Source organism: Thalassotalea nanhaiensis, assembly GCF_031583575.1.
Classification (GTDB): Bacteria; Pseudomonadota; Gammaproteobacteria; order Enterobacterales; family Alteromonadaceae; genus Thalassotalea_A; species Thalassotalea_A nanhaiensis.
Genome location: NZ_CP134146.1, coordinates 3,110,521 through 3,122,807, shown reverse-complemented (window position 1 = coordinate 3,122,807; position 12,287 = coordinate 3,110,521). Strand labels below are relative to the sequence as shown.

At 38.5% G+C, this 12,287-nt stretch carries 8 protein-coding genes; 2 read left to right on the top strand and 6 right to left on the bottom strand.

Translation table 11 applies throughout. The annotated features are described in order from the left end of the window. Window positions 1-74 precede the first annotated feature (74 nt). A complete protein-coding gene (locus RI845_RS13455; protein WP_348386678.1) occupies window positions 75-1,547 on the bottom strand; it encodes a sigma-54-dependent transcriptional regulator in 1,473 nt (490 codons plus the stop codon). A gap of 206 nt (window positions 1,548-1,753) precedes the next feature. On the opposite strand from RI845_RS13455, the gene RI845_RS13450 reads away from it, so the two are divergent. Continuing rightward, complete coding sequence (locus tag RI845_RS13450; protein ID WP_348386677.1) at window positions 1,754-2,506, top strand: hypothetical protein; 753 nt, start codon at window positions 1,754-1,756, stop codon at window positions 2,504-2,506. 96 nt (window positions 2,507-2,602) lie between these two features. Here RI845_RS13450 and RI845_RS13445 read toward each other — a convergent pair whose 3' ends face one another. Then, window positions 2,603-4,765, bottom strand: a complete 2,163-nt coding sequence (locus RI845_RS13445; protein WP_348386676.1) for a M3 family metallopeptidase — start codon at window positions 4,763-4,765, stop codon at window positions 2,603-2,605. Window positions 4,766-4,986: 221 nt separating this feature from the next. On the opposite strand from RI845_RS13445, the gene RI845_RS13440 reads away from it, so the two are divergent. Further along, window positions 4,987-5,640 (top strand): cupin domain-containing protein, encoded by a 654-nt coding sequence (locus RI845_RS13440; protein WP_451923614.1) that lies wholly within the window; start codon window positions 4,987-4,989, stop codon window positions 5,638-5,640. A 64-nt stretch (window positions 5,641-5,704) separates the two neighbouring features. Here the strand turns inward: RI845_RS13440 and RI845_RS13435 are convergent, their stop codons facing one another. From RI845_RS13435 to RI845_RS13420, 4 genes are read right to left on the bottom strand one after another with little or no spacing between them, the layout of a single operon-like run. Beyond that, window positions 5,705-7,579 carry a hypothetical protein gene (locus tag RI845_RS13435; RefSeq protein WP_348386674.1) on the bottom strand — a complete coding sequence of 625 codons (1,875 nt, stop codon included), beginning with the start codon at window positions 7,577-7,579 and terminating at the stop codon, window positions 5,705-5,707. Then, window positions 7,579-9,984, bottom strand: a complete 2,406-nt coding sequence (locus RI845_RS13430; RefSeq protein WP_348386673.1) for a hypothetical protein — start codon at window positions 9,982-9,984, stop codon at window positions 7,579-7,581. Before RI845_RS13430 ends, RI845_RS13435 begins: the two co-directional genes overlap by 1 nt. Then, window positions 9,977-11,368 (bottom strand): BatA domain-containing protein, encoded by a 1,392-nt coding sequence (locus RI845_RS13425; protein WP_348386672.1) that lies wholly within the window; start codon window positions 11,366-11,368, stop codon window positions 9,977-9,979. The genes RI845_RS13430 and RI845_RS13425 overlap by 8 nt, the downstream gene beginning before the upstream one ends. Then, the gene (locus RI845_RS13420) at window positions 11,369-12,283 is read right to left on the bottom strand and encodes a DUF58 domain-containing protein (RefSeq protein WP_348386671.1); all 915 of its coding nucleotides are present in this window, start codon (window positions 12,281-12,283) and stop codon (window positions 11,369-11,371) included. Window positions 12,284-12,287 lie beyond the last annotated feature (4 nt).

Genomic DNA, 12,287 nt, shown 5'->3' with positions numbered 1-12,287 from the left:
CATCAAAACATATGATCAAATTTAACAATATTCGATTTCATAGTCGATATTGTTAAATTTAATACTGATGTGCATTATTCACCAGTCACATGTTTTTTTACCGTTCTTCGGTCTAAATTAGTTTTTAAGGCAACGGCTTCGTAGGTATTCAGCTGCTCGTATAAACTCTGGCAATACCGTATGGTTAGCTCTTTAACATCTATATTTGAATCCGCCATAAGTTGCATAATATTATCTACACTATTATTGCCTTGTATTCGTAAAGTATCGCCATGATAGCTACCTCTGAGGATAATTCTCCGAATGGCTTGTTCAAGTTCACGAACGTTACCTGGCCAATGATAATCTTTACTCACGTGTTTGTTTAGCGACTCAATAACCAATGAAACAATGTTTTCATCTTCTTGATGACAAATGCGTTTTACCAGCTCTCTGGTTAATATTACCAATTCATCAGAAGATTCAGACAGGCGTTGTCTAAGGGTTGGTATTTCAATAATGTCTGAGCATAAGCGATAGTAAAAATCGTCTCTTAGTTTGTTATTTTGACGAAGCTCCTGTAAAGGTTGGTTTGCTGCAGCAATTATTCTGCCATGAAACGCTTCTGATTTATGGCTTCCTACTGGGGTAAAAACTCTTTCTTGTAGCACCTTTAATAACTTTATTTGAATGTTTTCACTTATGTCGCCAATTTCATCTAAAAACAATGAACCGTTTAGTTTACATTGGTTGAATAGGCCTTGGTATTGCTCAAAGGCGCCAGTAAATGCACCTTTTTTATGACCAAACAACTCTGATTCAATTAAATTTTCTGAATACTGAGATAGATTCGCTTCAACATAAATATCTTGAAAATTATCTCTGAAACATCCTGTGTTTTTGTCATATAAAATGTGTCCTGATAAACCTATGGCTCTGGCTGCTGCACCTTTACCAGTACCTGTTTCACCTAATATAAATAGTGAAAAATCTTCCATTTGATTCCACAAGCTTTGATGGTAATTTGGCACATCAAAGGTAAATAAGTTATTCCATAACTCAACTCTCAGCTTGGCCATGCTCTGACTTTGCCCGACAAGGCCGTTGTTAAGAAATAAATAGGCTCGTCGAAATTGGTAATAAAGCTCAAGCAAGCGTAAAGATTCTTTAGCTGAAAAACCGCGTTGTTCTAATTGAACTAATATCTCTTGCCCTTTGGGAAATGCCAGACTGGCGTTTTTATTATTTGATTGGTGATTAATAAACTCATCAAAGTCATCGACAAAGTTTAAATAGATGGCAACTATGTATGAAAAATAAATCAGTCTACTCTCCATGCCGCTAAAATCACTTAGTTGTTTAAAGCCACGTTTGTCGAGTTTATCGATGTTCTCATTAAGCAAAGGTTGCAGTTTTTTGAAAAAGTGTACTTTTGAATCTTTTTCTGGAAAGTAATTTTTGGAAATCAGATCACTTAAAATTTTTCGCTCATCGGTAAACGGGTTTGATAACACCGCACGAATGAATTTTGAAAAAAACGTATACTCTACAGCTGTTAAATTTTGCATAGCCCCTACCATGTACTAAAATTGTCTAACAGGTAAAAGTGTAGTTTAAATGTACATTTTTGTATGTTTGTATAATATTTATTATTGTTGATTGGAATTAATGTATAAAATTCAGGCGTTTACACGGTGGTGCTAGGTGGCATAAAACCTGCTCTTAAGAAGTGAATCAAGATGTTATTTATGAGTCACTACTTACAAGGTCGATTATGAACAAAAACTATTTAATTTTTGGCAGTTTGGCATTAGTCATGTTTCTTTTACTTGTACCGCCATTGGCACAAGAACCGCAGTATCATCAATTTGCCGATCAGCAAGCTCTGTATTTTATTCCAAACGCGCTAAATGTAATTTCTAACATCGCATTTTTTATTGTTGGTTTAATTGGTCTTACAGCTTTATTAAATAAACCGGAAAAATACTGCGACATAAGTGTTTTACCCAGTTATCAATTGTTTTTCATCGGCCTTATGTTGACGTTTATCGGCTCTAGTTATTACCATATTGAACCGAATAACTTCACGTTAGTGTTTGACCGATTGGCTATTGCGATAAGCTTTATGGCGTTATTTACGGCGTTTGTTGGTGAACTAGTGTCAGTAAGGTTAGCCCGTAAAATTCTGCTACCGTTAGTGGGGTTAGGAGTTTCTGGTGTTATATATTGGGGCATTTCCGAGCATTTTATGCATGGCGATATGCGTTTTTACCTGTTAACTCAATACCTTCCTCTGGTTTTGTTGCCCATCATGTTGATTAAGTATAAATGGCAATATAGTCACCAATACTCATGCATATTTATTTTTTTGTTTTATGCACTAGCTAAGTTTAGTGAGGTTTATGATGAACCTATTTTGGAATTAACAGGCGTTATAAGTGGTCATACAATGAAGCACTTATTGTCTGCATTGGCGGGGTATTGGGTTTACTGGTTATTGAAAAATAGAAAGGCCAACATGAGTTAAATTAACTCAATAAAAAACCCGCTAACTTAGCGGGTTTTTATGACAAGATGCCAATCTAGTATGAGTGCTTCAAAGATTGGTTCTCTTCAATTGAATTTACTTGCTCTCAGGTACTAAACCACGACGTTCAAGTAAGTATACAGGGTTTGGCTCTTTACCTCTAAAGCGCTTGTACATTGTCATCGGATCTTCAGTACCACCACTTTGCAGTACGTTTACGCGATAGCCTGTAGCAGCTTCTTGGTTAAAGATACCTTTCTCTTTAAATACTTCCCATGTATCGGCATCAAAGATGTTTGACCAAATGTAGCCGTAGTAACCTGATGAGTATCCACCAGCGAAGATGTGTGAGAAGTAAGTTGAACGATATCGAGGTGCGATTTCGTTAATTAAACCTAATTCAGCTAACGTATCAGCTTCAAATTTATCTGCATCTTGTAGCTCAGCTGTTTCAAGCGTGTGCCATTTTAAGTCAAGTAAAGCCGCTGCCATGTACTCAGTAGTAGCAAAACCTTGGTTGAACTTACCAGAGGCTTGAATTTTTTCTACTAATTCAGCTGGAATCACTTCACCTGTTTGGTAGTGTTTAGCAAAATTATTCAACACTTGTGGCTCGGTCATCCAGTTTTCCATCACTTGTGAAGGATATTCCACGTAATCGCGAGGCAAAGATGTACCTGTTAATGAACGGTAGTAACCGTCAGATAACAAGCCTTGGATAGCATGGCCAAATTCATGGAATAATGTAGATGCTTGATCAAACGTTAGTAACACTGGCTCACCATTTACAGGAGCAGGGTAGTTTAATACGTTATAAATAATAGGCTGAACGTTTTCGCCGTACATTTTGAATTGTTTACGGAAAGAGCTCATCCAAGCGCCACCACGTTTTGATTCACGCACGTAGAAGTCGGTCATGTAAATACCAATTGAAGAGCCGTCTTTATCGAACACTTCATAAGTAGTTACGTCTGGGTGATACTTAGGTAAGTCATCACGCTTTTTAAACTCAACGCCCCATAATTGGTTTGCTGTGTAGAACACACCTTGCATTGTGTTGTTAAGTTCAAAGTAAGGTTTTGTAATTGACTCGTCTAAAGCGTATTTCATCTTTTTAACTTTTTCAGAGTAGTACCACCAATCCCATGCTTCTAGTTTAAAATCAGCACCTTGTGAATTAGCAAACTCTTGCATATCTGCAACTTCTTGCTTAGCGCGTTTAAGTGATGCTGGCCAAACTTTGTCTAATAATCCGTAAGCATTTTCAGGCGTTTTTGCCATGTTGTTTTCAAGTACGTAGTGAGCATGAGTTTTATACCCTAGTACTTGCGCACGTTGATAACGAAGTGATGCCATTTCTGAAGCAATTGCTTTGTTATCGTTGGCATTGTCATTATCGCCACGATGCGTATATGCATAGAACAACTGTTCACGTAACTTACGGTTTGTTGAGTAAGTTAAAAATGGGTAAAAACTTGGACGATGAGTAGTAAATACCCACTTACCATCATGGCCTCTAGCGGTTGCAGTAGCAGCTGCCGCAGCAACAATGCTTTCTGGTAAACCATCTAGTTCTTTTTCGTTTTCAATAACTAGCTCAAAGCCGTTGGTTTCGTTTAATAAATTTTCACCAAATTGAATACTTAATGAAGAAATCTGTTGATTTAAACCACGTAATGTTTCTTTGTCTGCATCGTTTAAGTTTGCACCGGCGCGAACAAAGCCTTTATAGGTCTTTTCTAATAATGTTTTTTGCTCTGTGTTAAGCGTTAATGAGTCTTTTTGATCAAATACAGCTTTAACACGTTGGAATAACTTGTCGTTTAGGTTTATATCATCACTCATTGCTGAGAATTTAGGTGACATTTCTTTTGAAATTGCCTGCATTTCCGGAGACGACATCGAGCCAATTAAACCGTAGAAAGTATTGGTTACTTTATCAAGTAAGTCGCCACCTTTTTCCATCGCTTCAATTGTGTTTTCAAATGTTGGCGCAGCCGGGTTGTTAATAATTGCCGCAATTTCAGCTTCTATTTCTGCAATACCTTTTTCCATCGCAGGTTTGTAATGCGCCATTTTGATTTTTTCAAATGGAGGAATACCAAACGGAGTGTCGTACTCTTGGTAAAACGGATTAGATGCTTCAACATTTACTGTTTGCTGAGCTACTTCGGTGCTTGCTGTTGTTTCAGTGGTAGCTGAATTACAACCTGCAAGAGCAATGGCTAACGCAATTGGCGTTAATATACGTGCTTTCATTTAAGGTATTCCCCTGTAATGCTTACTATTACCTAAGCTAAAATTGATTTACTTAGGCTAAAAATTATTATTCGACATTGTTTTTATAACATAGTCGTGGTGTTGTAAAACTTTTAGATATAAGAATCAAACTAAAATTGTAACGAAATAATACGTATCTGTTACGAAATGATTACAGCTCTTATATTTTTAGTCATAATAAGAATATTATAAAGGTAAATTTGATGAATTTAAATTTAGATCGTAGTGTCGCGTTAGCAATAAACACCGCTGATATGTCTTGGGAAGAGTCCCCAAGCAAAGGTGTTTATCGTAAAAAGTTAGAGCGTGAAGGCGCTGAATCGGGCTTGACTACCAGCGTGGTTAAATACGAGAAAGAAACTGGGTTTTCGGCGCATTCTCACCCCGGTGGCGAAGAGATATTTGTTTTAGAAGGCGTGTTTGAAGATGAGCATGGCAAGTTCCCAAAGGGGACTTATTTTCGTAATCCTCCAGGCTCAAGTCATTCACCGAAAAGCCCTGAAGGTTGTGAGTTATTTGTAAAGCTTAATCAGTTTCAAACAGGCGACAGTGAGTTTGTAAAAATTGAAACCGCTAAGCAAGAGTGGTTACCCGGTTTAGTAGATGGCTTGTCGGTAATGCCATTACATTCATTTGGCACCGAGCATACAGCGCTTGTTCGCTGGCAACCCGGTACACATTTTCAACCACATGTGCATGCTGGCGGTGAAGAGATATTTGTTCTGGATGGGGTATTTGAAGATGAGCATGGCAGCTATCCCCAAGGTACTTGGTTACGTTCGCCTAATTATTCAAAACACAATCCATTTAGCAAACAAGGTTGTATTATTTTAGTAAAAACCGGTTATATGTAAACTACTGGAATGCGGCTTAAGCAACATTTATTGAACCGAGCCCAGGTCAACCAATCCGTTAAGGCTATTGCTTTATCGAAGCTCGTGTTTTCTGTTCAAGCCACAACATAGTGGCACTAATAATAAATAGCCACCAAAAGACACTTGTATTTATCGGTAACTTAGCGCCCAAAGTGGAGTTTTCTGGAGTGTTATTTTTGCTATTTTGAACTGCTTGCAATGTCGAACGTACCTTTTGATATTGCTGCCAAGTTTTCCAATCACTGCTCGCAGCTACATGCACATATTGATGGCTAATAGCATTAGTTGTTGAGGCATTATTTAAGGTTAATTTATACCAATCACCGACTGGAGGCCAATAAACACCACAATGGTGATTTTCCACCAGCAGGCTTTTATTTAGCTGTATTGGCCTAGTTTCTTGGCTGCTTAGCTGAGTTATTTGTGCCGTTATATCTTGTTTGGCAAAAACACATATTTGTTGTTTGTGAGTGGCTAAAATTGGCGCAGTTAAAACGCCTGTGCTAAATCGATCGCGATTATTTGAGCGGCTGATTTTCGTGAGCAAAAATTGCCAGTAATTGCTGTAAGTAGTTAACTCTCCCTGGGTGAACCATCGATGCCGCTCTCGTAATATCGACATGGAAATGACTCCCAACCCTTTGTCTTTTGCTACATTTAAAGGTTGTTTATCAGCAATGAGTACTTTGCCTTGTTTTACCTTCAATGCTGCCGGTAAACGCGTTAAAGCAACCTCGGAAATATTATCTATCGTTTGCGATTGTGCCCAAACGGGGTAAATGCTGCTGTTACTTTGTGCCGATTCGGTTAATGAAAAGTCATTAATAATGTCTAACGATTCAGTTTTTAAATGCTCTATTAGTTTTGTATCAGCAAGTACCAGCAATCCTAAACCATTGTCAACGGCGTGAGAGAGCCATTGCCGTTGCAACGAGGACATCGCTATTAAACTTGTGCCATCAACAATCGCTAAATCTTGCCTTGCCAACAACTTAGGACTTAAAGATATACCTACGTTAGCGGCAATATTAAAACGTTGCGATAAAAACTTATTTTTACTGATCTGGGTATGAACAATCACTTTTGACTGATACTGACTTATCCAGTTAGCCAATTGCTTGCTTTCAAAAGAGGGCGCAGACTGAATGATCATAATATTAGTATCCACCCTCTTAGTCACATTCACACCAATCGATTGTTGAGTGAGTATTTGTTGATTGTTATCTATTATTTGTATCAGATAAAGATAATGACCAAGCGCTTTGGGTTGCAAGGTTAATTGAAATGATTCATTGGCTAATATATTCATCTCGGCTGCAGTGTTACCGGTTAAGTCCAATATCCTTGCTGTTAGAATGGCGCTAGCATTTGAGGCTCTAAAACGCGCACTGAAGTTTAATGGTTCGCCTAAAATTAATTGTTTATTCCAACTAACATCAATCAAGCCTGGGCTAATATCATCTGGGGTAAATTTAATAGCGATATCGGAGATATGCTGGAGCTGTGAAGGATATAAGCCATGACCGACAATTTGCAGTTTTTGTAAGTTTGGTAAATGTTCACTTAGCTGTTCGGTGCTATAAATTAGTGGCCATTGAGTGTGTTTTTTTGGCTTTTGATTATCGTTGAATATAAATGCTGGCGATGTTAGGTCAGTTGCCATTTGACCACTGCCAGCAGTAATTAATGTGGCAAACTGTGGTTCGTTAGTTTGCCAATGTGGTTGGCTCACCAAACCAAATAAGGCTAAAGCTGCGATGCCATTAAGGGCTAGCAACAGCCAAAAACGTAACTCTTGTTTGCTGGCAAAACGCTGGTATAGAAAATAGCCAACGATAAAAAAGCTGGTTAACAGTACGGCAATAGTAACCATCAAATAAGGTAACGATGTACTAAAACTTAATTGGCTGAAAAACATTATTGTTTACCACCATGTTGCATTGCACTACTTTGCTTTTGAGTGTGCAATAAATACTCTTTATAAAGTGGAGAGTCTGTATCAACCATGATTTTTCTCGTTGTTGGTATTGCCACCGCTGCGGGTAATATCTGCCACAGCTTTTGCATAAATTGATTAACGCAGTCATCACATGTCTTAACGTTTTCAAGCGCTGCGATAGAGCCGGCTATAATCACCTGTTCGAGTAGCGCAGCTTGTTTAATCAATGTTGGGTTATCTTGGGCTAAAATGGTAAACCGTTGCTTTGCTTCTTCAATAAGTGCTAAATGAGCTGCGGATAATTGCTGGCTGTATTGTTGTTCATTAAATAGTTGAAACAGTTGCTGAAACAATATCGAGTCATCATTTAAATTCAAGCTGGCATCAGTAATTAAATTATTTGACAAAATATCCTCAAGCTCACCGCTTAATCGTTTATCTTCTTTTACTGGTGGTGGCTCAAAGCCAAGGCGTTTGACATAAATACGATCAGCCTGTTTGGCAAGTTTTAGGTACTTATAAGCCTCCTTCTCAAATGGCAGTGCTTTTTCAGGTTGTGATAGCATTAAATGTAATTCGGCTTGCCACATAATACTTACCGCACGTTTCATCAACGCTTTCGGATTACGTTTAGTGATAGGGCCAAGATCGGCCTCACCATGATTGTGGCCAAAACGTGCTAAGATTTCACTCATACCACTTTTATCATTATTATTTTGATGATCGTGCTCTTCGTGACCGTGCTCAGCAATTTGTGTGCTGGCTTGTTGTGCATTCTTTTGGTGCTCAAGGTGTTCATCATCTTGATGAGATAACGCTTCGCTGTTTGGCTCAGATACATCAACATTGGAATTGGATAGCATTTCAGCGCCTTCACCCTCGCCAAATTCATCGCCAAGATATTGACCGTAACGCTGCTTTAAGTCACTCTGCGATTGCCCTAAATCTTCAGATATTGCTCTGAGTTGTTGTTGACTCAGGTCATTTTTATCAAGGATAAGCTGTTCGGTTTCAATAATTATTTGGCGTTGGCTGCGAAAATACTCACTCTCAAAATTAATTACAATCCCCTCTGCCGTGGTAATTTCAATATCATCATCTAACCAACGAATAATGCTTGTTGCCGAGCGGGTTTGCTGTACGGTTGGCTGACGATTGTCCGAAGCATATACGGTAAAGTACACTTCATCGCCGGGCTCCATACCCAGCGCGTTTAAGTCCCAATTCTTTTCATATAATCTGCCTTTGTCCGTTTCAGAAAATGAATCAAAGGTAAAAGTTTGGTCTCTAAATTTTACCGACTCGCCTGAGCCTTTTGCCACCGAAGCTAATATTTCAACCTTGGTAATGGCAAAGTCATCATTGACTAATACACTACTTTGAATGGTTGCTGGCGCGTTCTTGGCAATTTCAGTAATGGTTTTTTGTGGCGTGACTATGGTTATTTTCGGCTTTTCATCTTTGCCAACTGAAACTGAATAAACTTGTTCAAGCGGAATGTGCTGATCAGAGTAGGCTATTCTATATAGCCCTGTTGTCGTAACCGGGTGTTTCAATTCAAACCAGCCTTGCTCTGTTTTTATTAATTCAATCGGTGTTTGCCCGCTAAACATTAAAAAATATGTTTGGCTTTGATCTGACATTTTCAGTTGCCAATGTATGGTACTTTGCGCAAGAGCTTCTATATCTAAGTTGTCGCTATGTATTGTTTCTCGTTTTGTATACTCAGGAGAAATGATACTTACCTTTTGTTCAACAATGCTTGGCACTGATATTACGTCATTGTTATGAATTGGTGCACTTGTCGGTTTCACCTTGAAAGTATTCAGGTGAGCATCAATAAACTCGAAATTCCAATGCATAACGCTAATCAATAAGGTAGCCGTTAACCAAGGTAAATAGGCTATTTTTTGTTTGCTTAGGGCAAAGCTGGTACGTTGATATTCCGCTAAAAATAAACGCTTAATTTTTTGTTTTTGTAATTGCTGCAACAGCTTCGTTTTGTCATTTTCCAGTATTAGCTGTGCACTTTCTTCAAATACAGGGTAGTGTCTATTCAAGTGCAGCAAAATATTTAAAGGAGTAATACGCTTAAATATTTTGCCATAAACGGTTAGCAGCAATGTCGAGATAACAAGCAATACAGTAATGCCTAACAGCACGCTAACATTTAACGCAAGAATATTGTTTAGTAGTAGCAACAGCGCTATTAGCGGCAATACTTTTACCAAATTTGAAATAATTAAGCGCTGTTTGGCTTGCTGGCATAACTTCTTTACGAGCAAAGCAATATCAGTAGGCAGCTCGTTGGAGTTGTTATTTTGATCTCTAGCACTGTCATTGGACATAGTGTTTGACTGTGCGGTTGTCTTAGTATTAGCCACGGTAGTACTTCTCACTTAACAGGCGCTCCAATAACCAAAAACACACTAATAATAAGGCTAGGTAATGAAATAATGGCTGTTTAGTGACCATATTAGTGTCGTACTGTTTATCCATACCGTTATGCGCAAGCTGCAATTGCGACTGCTCTATTTTAATATTTTGATATTGTTTTAATTGCGTGTGTTCGCTAAGGAGTAAAGTTAATACGGATGGAAACTCTGCTTGCTTAGTTAGGCCAAACCACAGCGGTTCAAAGCGTGAAGAAAACTCAATCACTTTACCTAAACCAAACCTGTTTATTGCGAGTAAGTGAACGCCATTACTTAGCGACCAAAAGGTATTTACTGGCGTGAGTGCTTGCTGATCAGTTTGATGTGTTATGGTTGATTGGCTCGATGCTGAAACGTAACGAAAAACTGTTGTTTGAGCCAATAACTCCAGTGTGGAAACAATATTAAATTGCCCTTGTTGCACAACCGTTTGTTGGTTGCTCGTTATGTTTTGACCAATTACCGTATTATCTTTGATCACCACCATGCCCTGATTTATACGTTCGATTAAATATTCTGGCAATGGTTTATCGGCTAAATAAAATAATACCTCTGCCTGTACAGATTCGAGTTGCTCGTTATTCACAACTGATACGCTTAATGAACTGATTGTATGTCGTTGTATTGCTTCGAGAGCAGTCAAAAGGGGGCTTATATTTCGGTTTTCTTGTTGGTATATCGCCACAGTAAATGTTGATACGTGTTCACTTGTAGCGTCATCTAAAATTGACTTTATTTGCCAGTCGATTTGTTTTGCTTGCTGTGCACTAATATTTGGCTTTATCCGCTCTACAGACGTTAACTCTGTTAGTGGAACTTCATTGGTAATATAAATGCTCATTGGCTGATTGATTTTCAGCGCATTTATGTGCTGATGAATATCAGGCCAAATCGCGAAAGGTTTTGCTATAGACAGGTCAGCATTATAAGTTTTTGCTAAATGAGGTGTTAAGGCGAGTTGCTTTTGCCCTAACAAATAAATGTCATCGTTTTTATGACGACTAAATAAACGCTCAATTTCATCTTGTTGGGCGTACTTTAACCAAGGTTTACTGACTAAAACTTGACGAGTATTGTCGTTTATTGCCGTACTATTAAACCATAACTCAGCCATTAATAATGTGGCTAAGGCAAAAATGCATAAGCGCAATATTAATAATAACCAACGGTATATTTTTACTTGCCGTACCTGGCTCGTTTTTAGCTTGCGCAGTAACTCTATGCTACCAACTTTAACTAATCGGCCACGGCTTTTGTTAAACAGGTGGATTAATATTGGAATGATCAAACATAACAAACCCAATAATAAGGCCGGATAGGATACACTAAACATTTAATCTAAGCCTTTAGCCCGCAGGCTTAAGTAATCAAACAGTACTTGGTCAAGTGGATCGCTGGTATTAACTTGATAGTAATTAACTTGGGATTTGGATAAATGCTTTTTTATTGACAACAGGTGCGCTTGCATTGCTTGTAAATAACTGGCTTTAGCCGTTGTTGCTGAAATCAACACTTGTTCGTTGCTTTCTAAGTCTTGAAACCGTACAGCACCTTTATAAGGAAAGACTAACTCATCGTTGCATTGCATGTGCAATGCAACTACTTCACTTTGCCCGTGGCCAATGTGAGTTAATAGATCTGAAATTTCGTTATCAACTTGATAAAAATCTGACAAGAAAAATACCAAACCAGGTTTTTGAACCTCGTTAATATGCTTCGTTAATAACCGCTTATCGGGAAATTTGTTGCCAGGTGAAATCGAGTGTAGTTGTTGTAAAATTGCATGCCATTGTTGATCGCCGCCTTGAGGTGGTAAAAAACTTAAACTAGCCGTAGATAAGCCAATAAAGCCAACCGAGTCTCCCTGCTTAAGTGCCAAATATGCAAGCGTTGCAATTAAGTGCCGGCTGTAATCAAATTTGCTCCAGTTTGAGTCAATTATTTGAGTTTGATTGTCTTGAGATTGATGCGCCATGGAGGCACTGGCATCAAGTACAAACCAAATTTTTGTTTCGCTTTCTCGCTCTGCTTCGTGAACAAAATATCGATCGGAACGGGCAAATAATTTCCAATCGATACGGTTTAATTCATCGCCAGGCTCATAACTTCGATATTGACTGAACTCTATGCCAATGCCACGTTGCTGGCTGGGTTGCAAGCCATGCAAGAAACCTTCAGCCACTGTTTTTGCAATCAGCGGCATGTCTTTAACTCTAGCTAAGGTGCGTGGATCGATAAAGGTTTCCATGAGC